Consider the following 18,546-nt stretch of genomic DNA (forward strand, 5'->3'; position numbering starts at 1 on the left):
ATCCAACCCATAAGGAAATCATGACCAGGATCGGCATCATCCTCGGCAGCACCCGCCCCAACCGCAACGGCGAGCAGGTGGCCAAGTGGGTCTACGACATAGCCTCCCAGCGCGGCGACGCCGAATACGAGCTCGTCGACCTGCGGGACTACCCGCTGCCGCACCTGGACGAGCCGCTGCCCCCGTCGATGGGCCAGTACCAGGGCGAGCACACCAAGAAGTGGGCGGAGAAGATCGCCTCCTTCGACGGCTTCGTTTTCGTCACCCCGGAGTACAACCACAGCACCTCCGGCGTGCTCAAGAACGCTATCGACTACCTCTACAACGAGTGGAACAACAAGGCAGTCGGCTTCGTCTCCTACGGCGGTGTCGGCGGCGCCCGCGCCGTGGAACACCTGCGTCTGGTGGTCGGTGAGCTGCAGATGGCCGACGTGCGCCAGCAGGTGGCACTGTCGCTGATGACCGAGTTCGAGAACTTCAGCGTCCTCAAGCCCAGCGACTACAACGTCGGCGCGCTCGGCACCCTGCTCGACCAGGTCGTGGCCTGGAGCGGGGCCCTGGCACCGCTCCGCACGGCCACCGTCACGGCCTGACGCGGTCGGTTCTGATGCCGGGTCCGGTACCACCGGGCCCGGCACCCCTCTTTCCGCGCCGGTGGCCTGGTGATGTGATGCCGCACACATACGTCCTGAGCCGCGCCGACCCCCGTGTTAGCGTCCGGCCGTGATCTCCCCGGCCCTGGACATATCCGCGCCCCGCGGCGGAGCAGCAGGTGTCGCCACGGCGGCCGACCCCCGTTCCGCCGACCCCACTGATCCGCTCGGTCTGCTCGACCTGTTCGGCGCCCCGTTCGTCCACGACCCGTACCCCTAGCTGGACCTTCTGCGGTCCGAGTCGCCGGTGCACCACAACCCCGGCACGGGGCTGTGACTGGTCAGTCGGCACCAGGATGTGCGGCAGGTTCTCCTGGATCCGGGTGTCTTCCTTCCGGACAACGCCCAGAACGCCGTCACCCCGCTGCCCGTAGCCGTGCTGCGGATCCTCGTCCAGGGCGGCTTCACGCTTCCTCCGGCGCTCGCCAACAACGGCACCCCAAGCCATCCCGGGCTGCGCCGACTGGTCACGCGCTTCTTCAACGCGGGGCGCGTCGCGGCCGCCGTACCGGTGATCGAGCGCATCGTCGACGAGCTGCTGCGGCCGGTGCGGTCCGAGCTCGACGCGACCGGCGGTTGCGACCTGTTCCCGTCGTTCGCCCAGGTGCTGCCCTGCCGTGTGCTGATGGAGCTCCTCGGCATCCGGGGCGTGGACCCGGCCACGCTCGTCCGGTGGAGCGACGCCTCGCTGGAGCTGTTCTGGGGCAGGCCCGCGCCGGAACGGCAGCTGGAACTCGCGGAGCTCGTAGTGGCGTTCCATCAGTGGCTCACCGAGACCGTGCGCGACGGTTCCGCTCCTGCCGACTCGTTCATCGGGGCACTGGCCCGCCATCGGCTGCCCGACGGCAGCCCGCTGGACGTCGGGACCGCGGTCGGCATGTGCTTCTTCGTTTTCATCGCCGGTCAGTCCACCACCGGGCAACTCATCGCCATGGTGCTGCGCCGGGCGCCGGCCGAGCCTGGCATGTGGGCGCGCGTGGCGGACGAGGCGGGCCTGGCCGAGGCCTGGGTGGAGGAAGTCCTCAGACGTGAGCCTCCGGTGACCACCTGGCGCAGGGTCGTCACACAGGCCACGGAACTTGGCGGGGTGCGTCTGCCGGAAGGGGCGCAACTGCTGCTGATGCTGTTGGGCACCGGTTCGGACCCGGAGGTCTTCCCGGAGCCGGAACGGATGTGCCCGCACCGCGAGAACATCCGCCACCATCTGGCCTTCGGAGCCGGCCGCCATCGCTGCCCGGGCGCGTCCCTAGCCCGCACGGAGGCCGCTGTGGCCCTCAAGGCTGCGGCGCGCCATCTGCCAGGCGTGCGGCAGGCGGCGCGAACGGCACAGGTCCCGATGCTGGACCTGCTGTCCTTCCGCGCTCCACTGCAGGTGGCTGTCGAACAGCGGTAGCCGTACGGGATGAACGCGGTAAGGGGCGGCACCCTCCCGGATGCCGCCCCTCATCGCAGGTCCGCCTTTACGCCTGGGGCGTGTCCGGGACCGGGGTGTTGAGAAGCTGGAACTCCCAGGCGGTCACTATCCCCGTGGCGCCGGCGTGCCCCAGGGCCGCCAGCTGGTCCTCGGGCTTGATGATGTCCGTCCGGGCCCAGTCACGCTGCCATTCGCCCGTGACGGCCAGCCACGTGATCGGGACGATCCCGGCCTGGACCATGCGCTGTACGGCCATCTCGTGGGCCTCGGTCGACACACCTCCGGAGGCGTCGGTGACGGCGTAGACCTGGAAGCCCTCCCCGGCCGCCTGGAGGGCGGGCATGGCCACGCAGATCTCCGTCCACAGGCCGGCGATGACCAGCTTCTTGCGTCCGGTGGCCTTCACGGCGTCCACCACACGCTGGTCTTCCCAGGTGTTGATCCACGTCCTGTTGATGGGCTTCTGGTCCGGGAAGACGTCCTGAAGCGGCTGGATCAGATTGCCGCCACGCTCCTCCGTGACCGTGGTCAGGATCGTCGGGACGCCGTAGCCCTTGGCGGCCTTGGCCAGGCCGACGACGTTGTTGGCGACGAGCGCCGGTTCGTGGCTGTGCAGGTTGGCGAACTGGTACGGCTGGTGGTCGATGAGCAGCAGGACGCTCTCCTCGGGCGTGAGCAGGGCATCAAGACCGGTCTTCGGCGACGAGCTCATGGATGTCTCCTCGGTTGTGCCTCTCGCGAGGCGGGAAGTTGATGCGTCATCTTTATATATGAAGATTCAACCTTCTGTCCAGTGGTTGACATATCAATGCTTGTTGATGTGTCATCTTCTTGGAAGGCGGAACCCCCATGCCGCCCGAGGAGAAGCCATGAGCACGTCGCCGATACCCGGTGAGAGCGTCCTGCTGCTGATCGACCACCAGCCGCTTCCGTATCTGCACAGCCACGCCGCTACGGCCGTGGCCGCCAACGCCATAGCCCTGGCCGAAGCAGCCAGGGCTCACGACGTTCCGACGGTCCTGACCACGGTCGTGGAGGAACACAACGGCGCCCTCCTCCAGCCCCTCCAGGACGCCTTCGCCTCTCAGCGGCCCATCCAGAGACACCTCATCAGCCCCTGGGACGACCACCGCGTGCAGGACGCCATCGCGGCCACCGGGCGCACGCAGCTGGTCCTCGCCGGCCTGCACACGGAGGACGCCGTGACGATGTCCGCGCTGCGGGCGACCACCGAGGGACTCGCCGTGTACGTCGTCACCGACGCCTGCGGAGGCGTGATGGCCGAGACCCATGAACTCGCCGTCGAACGCATGGCCCGAGCAGGCGTCACCCCGGTCACCTGGGCGGCCATCGGTCGGACATGGGCACACCGGCCCCTCGCCGCCGCCCGGATGTGACCACGCGCCCGCGCCCGATCAGGAGACTGCCGTGACCACGAAGGGCACGCGGAACAGCGCGGCACCCCCCGACCCGCCCGACCCGCCCTCCGGCCGACCGCCGCGAAAGGCCACAGGCCTGACCACAGCACACCGCTGGGCCGCCGGAGTGGCCGTGACCGTTCTCGTGTACATCACGCTTCTGACGCTGACCGCGGGTGCCAAACCCACCCCTTGCTGCCACTGAGGGGCACCTTCGCGAACGCCGCGGAAGGCACCAAGGGGAGCCGATCCCCCCCCCTCGGCCGAAGCGGACGCAGCACACGCGCCGAGCCCGACCCAGGAGGCACCGAGCCCATGACCACTCCGAAGCTGGTAGCGACCGATCTGGACGGGACGCTTCTGCGCAGTGACGGCACACTGTCACAGCGCACGCGAGCCGCGTTGTCGGCGGCCGAGAGAGCCGGAATACCCGTCGTCCTCGTCACGGGTCGCCCGCCGCGGAGTGTGCCGGCCCTTCTGGAACGCATCGGGCCCCACGCCGTCATCGCCGCCAATGGCGCCACGGTCCACTCTCCCGACGGGGCCATCGCCCGCACCTCCCCCATCCGTCTCCACACAGCCCTGCGACTCGCGCAGCGGCTCCGCACGGCCCTCCCCGGCGTGTCCTTCGCTTTCGAGTTCGACGGGGCGTTCGGTCATGAACCGGCCTATCCTGACTGGTCGTTCGGAGACGAGGCGGTCGAGCTGGTCGGCTCGGCCGAGAAGATCCTGGCCCACGCCGCGCCGGGCGGACCCTTGCTGAAGGTGCTGGCCCACCACCCGGCGCTTCCGCTGGACGCCTTCTACGAGCAGGCGCGACGCGTCGCGGGTCGGGACGCCGAGACCACCCACTCCACGGGCCTGTCCCTCGTCGAGTTCAGCGCGCCCGGCGTCACGAAGGCCAGCACCCTTCTCGCCTGGAGCGGCCGGCTCGGTATCGCCGGCCGGCAGATCGCCGCCTTCGGCGACATGCCCAACGACCTGCCCATGCTCGGTGCGGTGGGGCATCCGTACGCCATGTCCAACGCCCATCCGGACGTGCTGGCCGCGGCGGAGCGGCGCGCTCCCTCCAACGACGAGGACGGAGTGGCACAGGTGCTGGAGGGGTTCGTCGACTCGCTCGCCGGGCGATCCGCCACGGGCTCGGGTGTTTGTGGAATCCCTGCTATGGGTCTAGGGTCACACTACAGTTGATACATCAACATCTCACCGTCCACTCACGCCTCAAGGATGGAGCCCACCCGCCATGTCTCTCGCAGTGCAGTTCTCCTCGTACGGCACCACCGACGGCCTGCGTGCCGTCCAGGTGCAACCCCCGGCGCCCGGCCCCGGCCAGGTGAGGCTGGCCGTCCGCGCGGCCGGGGTGAATCCGTTCGACTGGAAAGTCCTCCTGGGCTGGATGCGCGACCAGGTTCCGCTCGACCTGCCCGCCGGACTCGGTTCCGACGTGGCCGGCGTCGTGGACGCGGTCGGTGAGGGAGTGAGCAAGTTCAGCGTCGGTGACGCGGTGCTCGGGTCCTCGATCACCCCCTCCTTCGCCCAGTTCGCCCTGGCCGACCCCGCGAAGCTGGCGCTCAAGCCCGCGGATGTGCCCTGGGCGGTGGCGGGCAGCCTCTCCGGTGCGGGCGGCACCGCCCTGAACGTCGTCGACCGGCTCAAGGTCTCCGAGGGCGAGACGCTGCTGGTCCATGCCGCGGCCGGTGGCGTGGGCACCTTCGCGGTCCAGATCGCCGTGTCGCGTGGCGTACGCGTCATCGGTACCGCAGGCGAACGCAACCACGATCTGCTGCGCGAGTTCGGCGCCGTCCCGGTCACCTACGGCGAAGGTCTGGTCGACCGGGTGCGCGCGGTCGCCCCGGACGGTGTGGACGCGGTGCTCGACGCCTCCGGCCGGGGCGAGATCCCGGACTCGATCGAGCTCGCGGGCGGCCCCGACCGGGTCCTGACCATCGCGGCGTTCGACGCCGCCGACAAGGGGATCCAGGTCCATCAGGGGCGCCCGGCGGAGACCCGGGACCTTCGCACCCTTCTGGGCCTCGTCGAGGAGGGCCGTCTCCGCGTTCCGATCTCCCGCACCTACAGCCTCACGGAAACCGGTGCGGCGCTGGACGCCAGCCAGGCCGGCCACGTCAGCGGCAAGATCGTCATCGTGCCGGAGTAGGACGCGCCCCCCGGCAACGTGAGAGGCGGACACCGGTCGACCGGTGTCCGCCTGTCATGGGTTTCAGCCGAGCAGCGACTCCAGCCACTTCAGCACATCGGGCGTCACCGATCGGTGATGCCTGCGAACTCGTCGTGCCGCTTGAGGAACTTCGCCACATAGGGGCAGACCGGCACGATCCGCTTTCCGGACGCGCGCACATCGGCGAGCGCGTGCTGGACGAGCTGTGCGCCGAGCCCCTGGCCCGCGAACGCCTCGTCGACCGCCATGTGGAAGAAGACGCACCTCAGCGCCGCGGGGTCGGTTTCCACGTTGCTCACCGATCGCACCTCCCCCTTGATCTAGTTGTTACATCAACCATCATGTCACGAAGATCGAACGGATCAACACAACGACCGCCCGACGCCACGGCAGGCACTCAGGCATCGACCCCTGCCGTCAGGCCCTTCCTCAGCGCAGTCGCGATCCGTTCGGCCGCGGCGAGCTCGTCCGGCCCGAGGGGGCGGACGAACAGCTCACGGACATCGCGTAGATGCGGCAGGGAGGCGCGCCGGAAGGCTTCCGCTCCCGCGTCCGTGAACACCACTTCCGCACCTCGGCTGTCGGCTGCGAAACCCTCCCGCCGGAGGAGTCCACGCCGTTCCATGCGCCCGACCTGATGGGAGAGGCGGCTGCGCTGCCATCCGATGCAGGCCGCCAGCCCGGAGGGGCGCAGCCGGTGGCCGTCCGCTTCGCTCAAGGCGAGGAGCACCGCGTAGTCCCCGGGCGACAGCGACGACTCGCTGTGCAGGCGAGCCGCGAGTTCGGCACGCAGCACTTCCGTCGCCTCGATGAAGTCCCGCCAGATCCGCAGCTCCTCGGCGGTCGGGAGCGCCCTTCGTCGCTCTGTCATGGCATCCACCCTCCTTGGTTGACACATCAATTATGTTGAGTAATGATTGACATGTCAACAAGCCGGATGCCGGATGCGTCCGGGGAGTGCAGCAGCAGGAGGAGTCCATGACCGCCACGGAGTTCGAGCTCGGGCTCAACTCGTTCGGAGAGGTGGCGACCGACGAAGGCCGCACACTGAGCGACGCCGAGACCGTTCGGCTGCTCATCGAGGAGGCACAGCTGGCCGAGGCCGTAGGGCTGGACGTCTTCAGCCTCGGCGAGCACTACCGCGCCGGTCACACCGACAGCGCCACCCCGGTGCTGCTCGCGGCGATCGCCACCGCGACGGAGCGCATCCGGCTCGGCACCTCGGTGACCGTGCTCAGCACCAACGATCCCGTACGCCTCTACCACGAGTTCTCCACCCTGGACGCCGTCTCGAACGGCCGCGCCCAGCTCGTCCTGGGACGGGCCTCCGCCACCGAGTCGTTCCCGCTGTTCGGCTACGACCTCGCGCAGTACGAGGAGCTGTTCGAGGAGAAGCTCGACCTGTTCATGCGGCTCCAGCGCGAGGAGAAGGTGAGCTGGTCGGGAAAGTTCCGACCGCCCCTCGTCGAGCAGCGGCTCCATCCCAGGATGCCGCCCGGTGGCATCCCCACCTGGATCGGCATCGGCGGCAGCCCAGGCTCCGTACTTCGCGCGGCCCGCTACAACCTGCCGCTGATGATGGCCATCATCGGTGGCCGCCCGCAGCGCTTCGCCGGTCACGTCGAGCTCTACCACCGCTCGCTCGCCCAGCACGGGTTCGCCGCGCAGCCGGTCGCCCAGCACTCGCTGGGGCTGATCGCCGACACCGACGAGGAAGCGGTCGAGACCTGGTGGCAGTACTGGCAGCCGGTCGTCGTCGCCCTCGCCGAGGAGCGCGGCTTCTACGCCCCGACCCGCGAGCGCTATCTGGCGGAGGTCGACACCGGCGCGCTCTTCGTCGGCTCGCCCGAGACCGTCGCCCGGAAGATCGCCACGATGGCCCGCGACCTGCGCCTCAGCCGCTTCGACCTCAAGTACGACCTCATGAACCTCCCGCGCGAAGCCCGCACCCGCTCCATCGAGCTGCTCGGCAACGAAGTCGCCCCGCGGGTGAAGGAACTGCTCACGAAGGAGCCCACCCATGTCTGATCTCGTCTTCGGTCTGGACACGTTCGGCGACGTTCCGCAGAACGCCTCCGGCAAGCCGGTCTCCGACGCCCAGGCCATCCGGCAGGTCGTCGACGAGGCCGTTCTCGCGGAGCAGGTCGGCGTCGACGTCATCGCCCTCGGCGAGCACCACCGCCCCGAGTTCGCGATCTCCTCCCCCGAGACCGTGCTGGCCGGCATCGCCACCCGTACTGAGCGCATCCGCCTGTCCTCCGGCGTGACCGTGCTCAGCTCGGACGACCCGGTCCGCGTCTTCCAGCGGTTCTCGACCGTGGACGCGCTGTCGAACGGCCGGGCGGAGATCATCCTCGGCCGCGGCTCCTTCACCGAGTCCTTCCCCCTCTTCGGGTACGACCTCGCCGACTACGACGAACTGTTCGAGGAGAAGATCCAGCTCTTCGCCGAACTGCTCAAGGAGAAGCCCGTCACCTGGAGCGGCACCAAGCGGGCCGCCCTGCAGGACGCCGATGTCTTCCCCAAGACCGAGTCCGGGCACCTGAGCACCTGGGTCGGCGTCGGCGGCTCCCCCCAGTCCGTCATCCGCACCGCGCACTACGGCTTCCCGCTGATGATCGCCATCATCGGCGGCAGCCCCGAGCGTTTCGCCCCGTACATCGACCTCTATCAGCGCGCCACCGACAAGTTCGGCACCACCACCCACCCGGTCGGCATGCACTCCCCCGGCTTCATCGCCGACACCGACGAGGAGGCCCGAGAGCTGCACTGGCCGCACTACAAGATCCTCCGGGACCGCATCGGCGCGCTGCGCGGCTGGCCGCCGGTCCGCAAGGAGGAGTACGACGCCGAGATCGCCCACGGCTCCCTCTACGTCGGCTCGCCCGAGACCGTCGCCCGCAAGATGGCCGCCGCCGTCAAGGCCCTGGGCGTCGGCCGGTTCGACCTCATCTACACCACCGGGGCCCAGCCGGCCGACGCGCGCCTGCGCACCGTGGAGCTGTACGGCACCAAGGTCATCCCGATGGTCCGCGACCTGCTCGCCGACTGACACCGCGAACGGAGACAAAGGACATGGACACCATCGGCATCCTGGGTGCGGGCAAGGTCGGCACCGTACTGGCGCGCCTCGCCCTGGCGGCCGGCCACCGCGTGCTCATCGCCGGATCGGGCGACCCGGAGAAGATCGCCCTCACCATCGAGGTCCTCACCCCCGGCGCCGAACCCGTCACGCCGCACGAGGCCGCGGCCAAGGCGGACATCGTCATCCTGGCCCTCCCGCTCGGCAAGCACCGCAATGTGCCGGTCGCGGCGCTGGAGGGCAAGCTCGTCATCGACGCCATGAACTACTGGTGGGAGGTCGACGGCATCCGCGAGGACCTCACCGACCCGCGCACCTCCTCCAGCGAGACCGTGCAGGCCTTCTTGCCGGGCGCACGCGTGGTGAAGGCCTTCAACCACATGGGCTACCACGACCTCGAGGACGGGGCCCGGCCCGCGGGAGTCCGGGGCCGCAAGGCGATCGCCATCGCCGGTGACGACCCGGACGACCTGATGACCGTCTCCCGCCTCGTCGACGACCTCGGCTTCGAACCCGTCGTGGCGGGCCCCCTCGCCGCCGGCGTACGGCTCGAACCGGGCACGGAGCCCTTCGGGGCCAACGTCGAGGCCGAGGAGTTGCGTGCGATGCTCACCCGCTTCCCCGACTCGGAGCGCGGGCGCGTCGTCGGCGCGGCCCGGGCTGCTGAACCCCTCGCATAGACGCGGGCGGCGTCCTCCTTGGAAACCTTGGGCCTTTGGGGGTCTTGGAGGCCTTGGGGGACGCCGCCGTCACGGACGGGTGTCAGGGGCGGGGGATGTTGCGGAGGTTGGCGCGGGCCAGGTCGAGCATCTTGCCGACACCGCCGTCGAGCACGGTCCGGCCCGCCGCGAACGCGAAGCCCTTGACCTGGGCGGCCGTGATGTGCGGCGGGATCGACAAGGCGTTCGGGTCGGTCACCACATCGACCAGGACCGGCCCGTCATGCGCGAGCGCCTGCTTCAGGCCCTCGACGACATCCTCGGGCCGCTCGATACGGATCGCCTCGATCCCCGCGCCACGGGCGATCGCCGCGTAGTCCACCGGCCCGTGATCGGTCTCGTACTCGGGCAGTCCCTCGACCAGCATCTCCAGCTTCACCATGCCGAGCGAGGAGTTGTTGAACACGACCGTCTTCACCGGCAGATCATGCAGCTTCACGGTGAGCAGCTCGCCCATCAGCATGCCCAGACCCCCGTCACCGGACATCGAGATCACCTGGCGGCCGGGGTAGGCGAACTGTGCGCCGACGGCGTGCGGCAGCGCGTTCGCCATCGTGCCGTGCAGGAACGAACCGATCACCCGCCGCCGCCCGTTGGGCGTCACATAGCGCGCCGCCCACACATTCGACATCCCGGTGTCCACCGTGAACACCGCGTCGTCGGCGGCGAGTTCGTCCAGGACCGAGGCCACGTACTCGGGATGGATCGGCACATGCCGTGCCACGTCACGCGTGTACGCCTCCACCACCGTCTCCAGGGACCTGGCGTGCTTGCGCAGCATCCGGTCCAGATAGTCCCGGTCCCGCTTCACCTCCACCAGCGGCAGCACCGCCCGCAGCGTCTCCCGCACATCACCGTGCACCCCCAGCTCCAGCACGGTGCGCCGGCCCAGGTGCCCCACCTCGTGATCGATCTGCACGGTCCGCGCCTGCGGCAGGAAGTCGTTGTACGGGAAGTCCGTGCCCAGCAGGACGACCAGGTCCGCGTCGTGCATCGCCTCGTAGCAGGCGCCGTAGCCGAGCAGTCCGCTCATGCCGACGTCGTAGGGGTTGTCGAACTGGATCCACTCCTTGCCGCGCAGCGAATGCCCCACCGGAGCAGCCGTCTTCTCCGCCAGCGCCATCACCTCGGCATGCGCGTCCCGCACTCCCGCGCCGGCGAACAGCATCACCTTCCGTGCCGCGTTGAGCTTCTCGGCCAGCGCCCGCACCTGGGCCTGCGGCGGGACCACCCGGCCGCGCTCGGTGACCAGGTCACTGGTGCCGGTCGGGTGAGTCGCCTCGGCATGCGCGACATCGCCGGGTATGACCAGCACCGACACCGCGCTGTTGCCCAGCGCACGCTGCACCGCGATCCGCGCCACCCGCGGCATCTGCTCGGGAGTGCCGATCATCTCGCAGTAGTCGCTGCACTCGGTGAACAGCCGCTCGGGATGCGTCTCCTGGAAGAAGCCGGTGCCGATCTGACGGGACGGAATGTGCGAGGCGATGGCCAGCACGGGCGCGCCGGAGCGCTGCGCGTCATACAAACCCTGGATGAGGTGAGTGTTGCCGGGGCCGCAGCTGCCCGCGCACACCGCGAGCTTGCCGGTGAGCTGGGCCTCCGCCGCAGCGGCTAGGGCAGCCGCCTCCTCATTGCGTACGTGCACCCACTCGATGCCGTCGGTGCGGCGCACCGCGTCCACCACCGAGTTCAGGCTGTCACCCACCACCCCGTAGATCCGCTCCACACCCGCCTGGCGCAGGATGTCCACCAGCTGCTGGGCCACGGTCGTATTCCGCATCGCCGGATATCTCCCCTCGGGCCCGCGAGCCCGGATCGGTGTCGCTTGACCCCACGAATATAGTTGATGCATCTACCATGAACGGGAAGCGAAAATGAACGATCTGCGTATCGCGGTCCTCGACGACTACCAGCACGTGGCGCGGAAGTACGCCGACTGGGACTCCCTCAAGGCCCGGATCGAGGTTTTCCACGGGGCCTTCCCCGACACGGACACGGTCGTCTCCCAGCTGGCGGACTTCGACGTGGTCGTGGCGATGCGGGAGCGCACCCCTTTCCCCGCCGAGGTGCTGCATCGGCTCACGCGCCTCAAGCTGCTCGTCACCACCGGCCCGGTCAACGCCTCCATCGACATCCCGGCCGCCACCGCCCAGGGCGTCGTGGTCTGCCGCACCGGCTACCCCGACGCTGCCGCCACGTCCGAGCTGACCTGGGCACTGATCCTCGCCGCGGTCAGGAACCTGCCTGCCGAGACGCGGAACGTCCGCGAGGGCGGCTGGCAGCTCGGCGTGGGCACCATGCTGGCAGGCAAGACGCTCGGCCTGCTGGGTCTCGGCAGGCTCGGCTCCCGGGTGGCCAAGGTGGGCCAGGCGTTCGGCATGGAGACCATCGCCTGGAGCCAGAACCTCACCGCCGAGAAGGCGGCCGAGCACGGCGTGACCGCGGTGACCAAGTCGGACCTGTTCACCCGGTCCGACGTGCTCTCCGTCCACATGGTGCTCAGCGAGCGCAGCCGGGGCATCGTCGGCGCGGCCGAACTCGACTCGATGAAGCCGACGGCCCTGCTGGTCAACACCTCCCGGGGTCCCCTCGTCGACGAGGACGCCCTGGTGCGCGCCCTGCGGCAACGGAAGATCGGCGGGGCGGCCCTCGACGTCTTCGACACCGAACCCCTCCCCCGGGATCACGTCCTGCGGAGCCTGGACAACGTCCTCGTCACCCCGCACATCGGATACGTGACCGAAGGCAACTACCAGGTCTTCTACCAGCACGCCGTCGAGAACATCGCCGCCTTCATCGCCGGCGAACCGATCCGCGTCCTCAAGTGACCGAAGGATCATAGGAGTTCGAGCAGCTTCTCGGTGAACTCCTCGGTGGTCGCCGTACCGCCCAGGTCGCGGGTGCGGACGTCCGACTTGGTCAGCACGGCGGCGATGGCGTCGTCGATGTCCTTGGCGGCCTCGGGGTGGCCGAGGTGGTCGAGCATCAGGGCCGCCGAGCCGATCGCGCCCAGCGGGTTGGCGATGCCCCGGCCCGCGATGTCGGGGGCTGAGCCGTGCACCGGCTCGAACATCGACGGAAACGCGCGCTCGGGGTTGAGGCTCGCGGAAGCGGCGATGCCGATCGAGCCGGCCACGGCGGCCGCGAGGTCACTGAGGATGTCACCGAAGAGGTTGGAGGCCACCACCACGTCGAAGCGGGCGGGGTCGAGCACGAACTTGGCGGCCAGCGCGTCGATGTGCTCCTGATCCCAGGTGACGCCGGGATGTCCGGCGGCCCGCTCGGCGACCAGCTCGTCCCAGAACGGCATGGTGTGGATGATGCCGTTGGACTTGGTCGCCGAGGTGAGCCTGCTGCTGCGGCGGGCGGCGAGCGAGAAGGCGTAGTCCACGATCCGAGTGACCCCGGCGCGCGTGAACACGGCTTCCTGGACTGCCAGTTCCTCCGGCGTTCCCTGGTTCAGCCGACCGCCGATCTCGCTGTACTCGCCTTCCACGTTCTCCCGTACGACGACCAGGTCGACCTCGCCCGCGGCGGCGGCCCGCAGCGGGCTGTCCACACCCTCGAAGACCCGCACCGGCCGCAGGTTGACATACTGGCGGAAGTGGCGGCGGATCGGGATCAGCAGGCCCCACAGCGAGACGTGGTCGGGAACCCCGGGATACCCCACCGCGCCGAGCAGGACGGCGTCCTTGTCGCGAAGCTGGTCCAGGCCGTCCTCGGGCATCATGGCACCCTCTCGCAGATAGCGCTCGCAGGACCAGTCGTAGGCGGTGTAGGAGAAGGTGATCCCGTGGCGACGGCCGACGGCGTCCAGGACCCGCCGGGCGGGCGGGACAACCTCGACGCCGATGCCGTCTCCGGGGATGAGGGCGATGTGGTGATCGTGGCTGGTCATGCCGTCGATTGCAGCAGCGGACCGGGCGACCCGTCCAAGACGCGATCCCGATGGGCCTTATAAGCCCGGCCGATAAGGGGACTACCCGGGACGGTGCTGCTGGGTGAGGGCACCTTCCTGGAAGGCCCGGGCCGCTGGGGACAGCTGCCCCTTGCGGCTGATCAGGCCGATGTGCAGCACGGGGTCGGGCTCCAGGTCGAGCACCGTCGCGCCCGCCCGCCGCGCCGTCCCGCGCCAGGAGTCCGTCACTACGGCGAGCCCCACGCCCGCCAGCACCAGCGGCAGCACCGACACCCGGTGCTCGGTCTCGACGGCGACGGTGAACTCCACGCCGCGCTCGCGCAGTTCGTCCGTGTAGGCACGCGCGGCCGTGCCCCGCTGGACGGTGATCAGGCGCTGCCCCGCCAGCTCCTCGGCGGCCACCGGCCGGCCCGCCGGGAACGGCCCGTCAGGCGGGGCCAGCAGGACGAGCCGCTGCACGCCGAGGGAATGGGAGACGACCCCTTCTTTCTCCGGCAGCGGGCCGGGAGTCGTCAGCAGCCCCAGCTCACCCGTACCTGTACGCACCATGCCGATGACGTCCCGCGGTGTGAAGGCGGCACGGACGCGCACCTGTACGCCGGGATGGCGCTGGTGGAAGTCGTGGACCATCGCGGCCAACGGTTCGACGGCCGGGGACGGCATCGCGGCGATGTCGAGCCGGCCGGTGCGCAGTTCCTGGACGGCTTCGACGCTGGCCCGCGCGGTCTCCATGCCGCGTACGGCCGCACGGGCGGGGTCGATCAGCGCGGTTCCCGCCTCGGTCAGCACGACCCTTTTTCCGATCCGGTGGAAGAGCTCGGCCCCCAGGTCGCGCTCCAGCGACCGCACCGTCTGCGACAGCGCCGGCTGCGAGACGTACAGCGCTGAGGCCGCGCGGTTGAAACCGCCGTGGTCGACGATCGCGAGGAAGCAGTCCAGCTGCCGGATGTCCATGCCCTCATTCTCACCTCCGGACGACCAGTCGGCTTCATCGCTCGGCGAGTCGACGTCCACCTGCGGAGATCCTGCGCATGTATTTCTGCGCGGGACGGCACAGGCCCCGGCGTCGGTCGCCGGGGGCTGTGGGCTGCTCGTCAGGGACGCCGCTCGCCGTCGCGCGCCTCAGGAGGCCTCGAAGGCACCGAGGTCCGGCGCGGACCCCAGATAGGGCAGGCCGACATTCACCCCCTTGTTGATCAGCGTGCTGCTCGCCGCGAGGCGTAGGTGGGGCAGCGCGGGCAGGCTGCCGTCGGCCTGGCGGGCCGCGTCCCAGCCGGACGTCGACACGCCTTGGAACTGGGCGTCGGACAGGGTGATGCCCAGGTTCCAGGAGTTGCACGAGGCGTCGGTGCCGCTCATGTTGGACGTCAACGTGCCGGTGCAGGCGAGGTTGTTGCGCAGATTGCCCCTGCCTACGGCCGCTCCGGCGGAGTCGACGCCCAGCACCCCGCAGGCCCCGCACGCCGTACGTCCCCGGCCGCTCGACGACGTACGGATCGCGAACGGCGTGCTGCACGTGCTGCTTCCGCCGCACGCCGTCGCCACCGTCGACCTGCCCCTGCTCCAATGACCCGGAACCCCGACGACAAGCGGAATCCCGTCGCGCCCCGGAGCGATCCGGGGCGGACGAAACACTCAGGCGCCGAAGACGCCCGAGTCGGACGATGGTCATGCCCACCCCAAGAATCACGATCGCGCAGATCGCCGCCGATGCGGGTGCGTCCGCCATGACCGTCTCCAACGTCCTCGACGAACGCCCCGGAGCGTCCGAGTCGACCCGGTAGCGGGTCCTGGAGGTCGCGAACCGACTCGGCTACACCCCGCCCGGAGGCCGTAACGGCAGGCGCGGCGGCACCTGCCGGATCGGGGTGCTCACACTGGATCTCACGGGGGAGTACAGCTTCGAGATCGTGCGGGGCATCGCCGAGGAGGTCTCCGCCGACGAACGCGAACTCCTGCTGAACGCCTCCCTCGACGCCATCCGTGAGCGCGAGCGCATCGCCTCCTTCGCCGGCGGTCTCATCGACGGGCTGCTGCTCATCGCTCCCGTCCTCGAACCGGACACCGTCCGGGAGATCCAGCAGGGTGACCTGCCGGTCGTGGTCGTCGACCCGCGCCGCCTCGGCGTGGACCTGCCCAGGGTGTCGGTCGACAACTACGACGGTGTACGGGCCGGCACCCAGCACCTGATCGAGGCCGGCCACCGGCGCATCGCCTACACCCGCGGCGAGGACGACCACGAGAGCACCGAGGTGCGCTACCGGGGTTACGCCGACGCCCTGCGTCTGGCCGGCATCGAGCCCGATCCCGCCCTGGTCGCCTCGTCCAACTTCAACTACCAGGGCGGCGTCCAGGCGGCCACGCGATTGCAGACCGCACAGCGGCCCACCGCCATCGTGACCGGCGCGGACCTGGTCGCCAGGGGCGTCCTCGACGCGGCCCGGGCCCTCGGGCTGTCCGTGCCCGAGGACCTGTCGCTCGTCGGCTTCGACGACTCCCGCAGGCCGCGACCAGCACCCCGCCGCTGACGACCGTGCGCCAGCCGATGTACGACGTGGGCCGGGCAGGCACCCGTGCCCTGATGTCCCTCATCGCGCACCAGCCCTGCCCACCGACGACATCCGCCTGCCCACGAAGCTCATCCTCCGCGCCACGACGGCACCCCCCGGCCCCGGAGGCGTGACCGCGACCCGGTTAGGCCCATACCGCATGGCTGTTGCCCACGCGGTTCCACCGACTGAGGGGAAGGTGCCACGAGACGGCCACGCTCGAACAAGTTCAGAAATAGCAGGGCATGGTGCGCACGGCGTGCACGAAATTGCTGGTGAGCAACTCCGGTTCGCCGGCGCGGATGTCGGGGATCCGCGTCAGGAGTTCGTGGAACACGGCGCGCAGTTGGGCCTTGGCGACCTGGTTGCCAAGACAGTAGTGCGCTCCCCCGCCGCCGAATCCGAGGTGCGGGTTGGGGTCGCGGCCGAGTTCGAAGGCCGTGGGGTCGGCGAAGACGTCGGTGTCGCGGTTTCCCGAGGTGTAGAACATGACGACCTTGTCGCCGGCGGAGATGTGCCGGCCGCCCAGCTCGTAGTCGGTGACGGCGGTGCGGGCGAAGGTCTTGATGACGGTGGCCCAGCGGACGAACTCCTCGACGGCACCGTTGATACGGCCGTCGAAGTCCGCCATGAGCCAGGCCCGTTGCTCCGGGTGGTCGGTCAGGGCCTTGAGGCCGTGGGTGGTGGTCTGCCGAGTGGTGTCGGTACCGGCCACGGAGAGCAGGACGAAGAACGAGGCGATGTCGGCGTTGCTCAGCTTCTCACCGTCGATCTCGGCCCGGACCAGGTTGGTCATTAGGTCGTCCTGGGGTGAACTGCGGCGTTCCTCGGCCATCTTGACCGCGATGCCGTGCAGGTACTGATGGGCGGCGTCGGTCACCTCCCGGCGCGGCCGTCCGGCGAGGAAGACGGGGTCGGCGGCGCTGAGGAGCGACTCCGCCGCGTTCGCGACGTGTTCGCGGTCTTCGTCGGCGATGCCGAGCATGTCGCCGAGGGTGAGGACGGGCAGCTTGGCCGCGCACGCGTGGACGAAGTCGGCACCGCTGCCGGCTTCCGCGAGCTGCTCGACGATCCGCTTGGCGTTCGCCTTGATCTGGTCCTGGAGCCGGTTCACCTCCTTCGGCGTGAACGCTGCGCTGACCAGCCTGCGCAGCCGGGTGTGGCGGGGTGGGTCCATGACGAGGAAGGACAGGGCACGTTCCATCACGTCCTGGGGGAAGACCTCGAACAGGACGCCGTTGCCGGAGACGAACACGTCGTTGCGGCGGCTGACCTCGACGATGTCGGCGTGACGCACGACGGCCCAGAAGCCGGGGGCGTCCGGGGGCTGCGGCATCGTGCTCTCCGCGGGCCGGTGCCAGGAGACGGGTCGCTTCGCACGCAGTTCGGCGAAGTCGGCCTCGCGGGCGGCGGCGGGTTTGGCCCAGAAGTCAAGTGTGGAGAGGTCGATCTCGTCGTGCTCGCGTCCGGCGGGCGGCTCGCCGGTCCGGGGGGTGGCGACGCTGGTCGCGTCAGGGCGTTCATCGGCCTGCGTGTGGGGATGCAACGCGCCTCCAAGCGATCGCCGCCCGTCGAGGCTGCGCGCGACGACTCGCGCTCCGGTGTCCGGGCGGGCGAGGCGTGGCCTCTCGGCGCTCTCTTCGACGAGCGGTCTCGTGGGTCGGTTCAGGGGGTCCACGCCCACGCTACGGACGGTGACTCCACTCACAGAACAACGCGCGCCCAGATTCTGGTGGGCGGAACGGCGCGACGGGGTGGCCCTCCAGGCGTCCGGTCGGCCTCCGCGTCGTACCGCCCCTAGGGCATGAGGTCGTGCTCGATGTCCGCGGCCGTCGATCTCAGGAGGGCGACCAGACGCGGCAGTTGCTCCTTGTCGTAGCGGACGCTGGGCATCGAAACGGCGATGCCGGCGGAGACCTCGCCGTTCGGGGTGTGCACGGGTACGCCGATGGCGACGACGCCGCGTTCGGAGCGTTCCCGGTTGAAGGCGAAGCCGTTGCGGCGCACCTTGGCCAGGTCGGCCCGCAGCGCGGTCAGGTCCGGTAGTTCGCCCGGCCGGTCGGCGAACCGCTCCGGGTCGTAGAGGGCGGCGAGCTGCTCCGGGGTCAGTTCGGCCAGGAGGAGCAGCCCGGCCGTGGTGCGGTGGGCCGGGAAGACCATGCCCTCGCGGTTGCCGACCCTGAGCGCCTGGCCCGACTCGACGCTGGCGACGAAGCGCACCGTGTCCCCGGTGCGGACGGTGAGGTTGGCCGACTCGTCGAGCAGATCGACCAGGCGGCGCAGATGGGGAAGGGAGGCGGCCCGCAGCTTCGAGGTGGCCGACTGGGAGTGGGCGGCGAGTTCGAGCACGGGCCCGGCCCGGTAGGCCCGGCCGGCGTCCTGGACGGCGAAGTCGCGGTAGACGAGCATGGCGAGCAGCCGGTGCGCGGTGGAGGCGGCCACGCCCAGTCGGCGGGCGACCTCCGCGACGGTGAGGGTCCCCTCGAGCTGGAGCATCGCGGCGATGCGCAGCGCGTTGTCGACGCTCGTGACGGCGTACGGCGGGGGCTGCTTGGACGGCTTGTCCACGACTGCCCTCCATTCTGCTGTGCAGAATCCATTGTTCTG

Annotated in this window: 21 protein-coding genes and 1 pseudogene; 13 read left to right on the top strand and 9 right to left on the bottom strand. The window is 69.8% G+C overall.

Features of this window, described 5'->3' with window-relative positions:
- Window positions 1-20 precede the first annotated feature (20 nt).
- From ACGFW6_RS20920 to ACGFW6_RS20930, 3 genes are all read left to right on the top strand, one after another.
- On the top strand, window positions 21-593 hold the full coding sequence (locus ACGFW6_RS20920; protein ID WP_393511737.1) for an NADPH-dependent FMN reductase: 573 nt from the start codon (window positions 21-23) through the stop codon (window positions 591-593).
- A 130-nt stretch (window positions 594-723) separates the two neighbouring features.
- Window positions 724-873, top strand: a complete 150-nt coding sequence (locus tag ACGFW6_RS20925; RefSeq protein ID WP_393511740.1) for a hypothetical protein — start codon at window positions 724-726, stop codon at window positions 871-873.
- Between the two features lie 78 nt (window positions 874-951).
- Window positions 952-2,046, top strand: a complete 1,095-nt coding sequence (locus ACGFW6_RS20930; protein ID WP_393511743.1) for a cytochrome P450 — start codon at window positions 952-954, stop codon at window positions 2,044-2,046.
- A 67-nt stretch (window positions 2,047-2,113) separates the two neighbouring features.
- On the opposite strand, the gene ACGFW6_RS20935 is transcribed toward ACGFW6_RS20930, so the two are convergent.
- Complete coding sequence (locus ACGFW6_RS20935; RefSeq protein WP_393511746.1) at window positions 2,114-2,779, bottom strand: hydrolase; 666 nt, start codon at window positions 2,777-2,779, stop codon at window positions 2,114-2,116.
- A 157-nt stretch (window positions 2,780-2,936) separates the two neighbouring features.
- On the opposite strand from ACGFW6_RS20935, the gene ACGFW6_RS20940 reads away from it, so the two are divergent.
- From ACGFW6_RS20940 to ACGFW6_RS20950, 3 genes are all read left to right on the top strand, one after another.
- Window positions 2,937-3,464 carry an isochorismatase family protein gene (locus ACGFW6_RS20940; RefSeq protein ID WP_393511749.1) on the top strand — a complete coding sequence of 176 codons (528 nt, stop codon included), beginning with the start codon at window positions 2,937-2,939 and terminating at the stop codon, window positions 3,462-3,464.
- A gap of 336 nt (window positions 3,465-3,800) precedes the next feature.
- On the top strand, window positions 3,801-4,679 hold the full coding sequence (locus tag ACGFW6_RS20945; protein ID WP_393511752.1) for an HAD family hydrolase: 879 nt from the start codon (window positions 3,801-3,803) through the stop codon (window positions 4,677-4,679).
- A gap of 52 nt (window positions 4,680-4,731) precedes the next feature.
- Complete coding sequence (locus tag ACGFW6_RS20950) at window positions 4,732-5,646, top strand: NADP-dependent oxidoreductase (RefSeq protein ID WP_393511755.1); 915 nt, start codon at window positions 4,732-4,734, stop codon at window positions 5,644-5,646.
- Between the two features lie 63 nt (window positions 5,647-5,709).
- On the opposite strand, the pseudogene ACGFW6_RS20955 reads toward ACGFW6_RS20950, so the two are convergent.
- Window positions 5,710-5,987, bottom strand: a pseudogene (locus tag ACGFW6_RS20955) (GNAT family N-acetyltransferase).
- A 77-nt stretch (window positions 5,988-6,064) separates the two neighbouring features.
- On the bottom strand, window positions 6,065-6,538 hold the full coding sequence (locus ACGFW6_RS20960; protein ID WP_393511758.1) for a MarR family winged helix-turn-helix transcriptional regulator: 474 nt from the start codon (window positions 6,536-6,538) through the stop codon (window positions 6,065-6,067).
- A 107-nt stretch (window positions 6,539-6,645) separates the two neighbouring features.
- Between ACGFW6_RS20960 and ACGFW6_RS20965 the strand changes: the two genes are divergently transcribed.
- From ACGFW6_RS20965 to ACGFW6_RS20975, 3 genes are read left to right on the top strand one after another with little or no spacing between them, the layout of a single operon-like run.
- Complete coding sequence (locus ACGFW6_RS20965) at window positions 6,646-7,695, top strand: LLM class flavin-dependent oxidoreductase (protein WP_393511761.1); 1,050 nt, start codon at window positions 6,646-6,648, stop codon at window positions 7,693-7,695.
- Window positions 7,688-8,719 (top strand): LLM class flavin-dependent oxidoreductase, encoded by a 1,032-nt coding sequence (locus ACGFW6_RS20970; protein WP_393511764.1) that lies wholly within the window; start codon window positions 7,688-7,690, stop codon window positions 8,717-8,719. The genes ACGFW6_RS20965 and ACGFW6_RS20970 overlap by 8 nt, the downstream gene beginning before the upstream one ends.
- A gap of 23 nt (window positions 8,720-8,742) precedes the next feature.
- A complete protein-coding gene (locus ACGFW6_RS20975) occupies window positions 8,743-9,429 on the top strand; it encodes an NADPH-dependent F420 reductase (protein ID WP_393511767.1) in 687 nt (228 codons plus the stop codon).
- Window positions 9,430-9,511: 82 nt separating this feature from the next.
- Here the strand turns inward: ACGFW6_RS20975 and ACGFW6_RS20980 are convergent, their stop codons facing one another.
- Window positions 9,512-11,251: a pyruvate dehydrogenase gene (locus ACGFW6_RS20980; protein WP_393511770.1), complete on the bottom strand. Its 1,740-nt coding sequence runs from the start codon at window positions 11,249-11,251 to the stop codon at window positions 9,512-9,514.
- A 94-nt stretch (window positions 11,252-11,345) separates the two neighbouring features.
- Here ACGFW6_RS20980 and ACGFW6_RS20985 point away from each other — a divergent pair, with 94 nt between their 5' ends.
- Entirely contained in the window at window positions 11,346-12,299 is a 954-nt protein-coding gene (locus tag ACGFW6_RS20985; protein ID WP_393511773.1) for a D-2-hydroxyacid dehydrogenase family protein, read from the top strand.
- Window positions 12,300-12,307: 8 nt separating this feature from the next.
- Here the strand turns inward: ACGFW6_RS20985 and ACGFW6_RS20990 are convergent, their stop codons facing one another.
- From ACGFW6_RS20990 to ACGFW6_RS21000, 3 genes are all read right to left on the bottom strand, one after another.
- Entirely contained in the window at window positions 12,308-13,369 is a 1,062-nt protein-coding gene (locus tag ACGFW6_RS20990) for a tartrate dehydrogenase (protein ID WP_393511776.1), read from the bottom strand.
- Between the two features lie 81 nt (window positions 13,370-13,450).
- Window positions 13,451-14,344, bottom strand: a complete 894-nt coding sequence (locus ACGFW6_RS20995; protein ID WP_393511779.1) for a LysR family transcriptional regulator — start codon at window positions 14,342-14,344, stop codon at window positions 13,451-13,453.
- Between the two features lie 168 nt (window positions 14,345-14,512).
- Window positions 14,513-14,749, bottom strand: coding sequence for a hypothetical protein (locus tag ACGFW6_RS21000; RefSeq protein WP_393511782.1), 237 nt, complete (start codon window positions 14,747-14,749; stop codon window positions 14,513-14,515).
- On the opposite strand from ACGFW6_RS21000, the gene ACGFW6_RS21005 reads away from it, so the two are divergent.
- From ACGFW6_RS21005 to ACGFW6_RS21015, 3 genes are all read left to right on the top strand, one after another.
- On the top strand, window positions 14,748-14,960 hold the full coding sequence (locus ACGFW6_RS21005) for a hypothetical protein (protein WP_393511785.1): 213 nt from the start codon (window positions 14,748-14,750) through the stop codon (window positions 14,958-14,960). The two genes, ACGFW6_RS21000 and ACGFW6_RS21005, sit on opposite strands and share 2 nt — an antisense overlap.
- Before the next feature lie 100 nt (window positions 14,961-15,060).
- Entirely contained in the window at window positions 15,061-15,174 is a 114-nt protein-coding gene (locus ACGFW6_RS21010; protein ID WP_393511788.1) for a LacI family DNA-binding transcriptional regulator, read from the top strand.
- An 84-nt stretch (window positions 15,175-15,258) separates the two neighbouring features.
- Complete coding sequence (locus ACGFW6_RS21015) at window positions 15,259-15,918, top strand: substrate-binding domain-containing protein (RefSeq protein ID WP_393511791.1); 660 nt, start codon at window positions 15,259-15,261, stop codon at window positions 15,916-15,918.
- A gap of 250 nt (window positions 15,919-16,168) precedes the next feature.
- Here the strand turns inward: ACGFW6_RS21015 and ACGFW6_RS21020 are convergent, their stop codons facing one another.
- Window positions 16,169-17,485, bottom strand: coding sequence for a cytochrome P450 (locus ACGFW6_RS21020; protein WP_393511794.1), 1,317 nt, complete (start codon window positions 17,483-17,485; stop codon window positions 16,169-16,171).
- Between the two features lie 251 nt (window positions 17,486-17,736).
- The gene (locus tag ACGFW6_RS21025; protein WP_393511797.1) at window positions 17,737-18,507 is read right to left on the bottom strand and encodes an IclR family transcriptional regulator; all 771 of its coding nucleotides are present in this window, start codon (window positions 18,505-18,507) and stop codon (window positions 17,737-17,739) included.
- Between the last annotated feature and the right edge of the window lie 39 nt (window positions 18,508-18,546).

It is taken from the genome of Streptomyces sp. Y7, from assembly GCF_043195415.1.
Lineage (GTDB): Bacteria > Actinomycetota > Actinomycetes > Streptomycetales > Streptomycetaceae > Streptomyces.

Bases quoted from the DNA above. Each gene is read 5' to 3' on its own strand.
- ACGFW6_RS20985 (WP_393511773.1), top strand. From the start codon at position 11,346: ATGAACGATCTGCGTATCGCGGTCCTCGACGACTACCAGCACGTGGCG.
- ACGFW6_RS20975 (WP_393511767.1), top strand. From the start codon at position 8,743: ATGGACACCATCGGCATCCTGGGTGCGGGCAAGGTCGGCACCGTACTG.
- ACGFW6_RS21000 (WP_393511782.1), bottom strand. From the start codon at position 14,749: ATGAGCGGCACCGACGCCTCGTGCAACTCCTGGAACCTGGGCATCACC.
- ACGFW6_RS20980 (WP_393511770.1), bottom strand. From the start codon at position 11,251: ATGCGGAATACGACCGTGGCCCAGCAGCTGGTGGACATCCTGCGCCAG.
- ACGFW6_RS20960 (WP_393511758.1), bottom strand. From the start codon at position 6,538: ATGACAGAGCGACGAAGGGCGCTCCCGACCGCCGAGGAGCTGCGGATC.
- ACGFW6_RS20950 (WP_393511755.1), top strand. From the start codon at position 4,732: ATGTCTCTCGCAGTGCAGTTCTCCTCGTACGGCACCACCGACGGCCTG.
- ACGFW6_RS20970 (WP_393511764.1), top strand. From the start codon at position 7,688: ATGTCTGATCTCGTCTTCGGTCTGGACACGTTCGGCGACGTTCCGCAG.
- ACGFW6_RS20920 (WP_393511737.1), top strand. From the start codon at position 21: ATGACCAGGATCGGCATCATCCTCGGCAGCACCCGCCCCAACCGCAAC.
- ACGFW6_RS21010 (WP_393511788.1), top strand. From the start codon at position 15,061: ATGCCCACCCCAAGAATCACGATCGCGCAGATCGCCGCCGATGCGGGT.
- ACGFW6_RS20990 (WP_393511776.1), bottom strand. From the start codon at position 13,369: ATGACCAGCCACGATCACCACATCGCCCTCATCCCCGGAGACGGCATC.
- ACGFW6_RS20995 (WP_393511779.1), bottom strand. From the start codon at position 14,344: ATGGACATCCGGCAGCTGGACTGCTTCCTCGCGATCGTCGACCACGGC.
- ACGFW6_RS20965 (WP_393511761.1), top strand. From the start codon at position 6,646: ATGACCGCCACGGAGTTCGAGCTCGGGCTCAACTCGTTCGGAGAGGTG.
- ACGFW6_RS21005 (WP_393511785.1), top strand. From the start codon at position 14,748: ATGTTGGACGTCAACGTGCCGGTGCAGGCGAGGTTGTTGCGCAGATTG.
- ACGFW6_RS20940 (WP_393511749.1), top strand. From the start codon at position 2,937: ATGAGCACGTCGCCGATACCCGGTGAGAGCGTCCTGCTGCTGATCGAC.
- ACGFW6_RS20935 (WP_393511746.1), bottom strand. From the start codon at position 2,779: ATGAGCTCGTCGCCGAAGACCGGTCTTGATGCCCTGCTCACGCCCGAG.
- ACGFW6_RS20945 (WP_393511752.1), top strand. From the start codon at position 3,801: ATGACCACTCCGAAGCTGGTAGCGACCGATCTGGACGGGACGCTTCTG.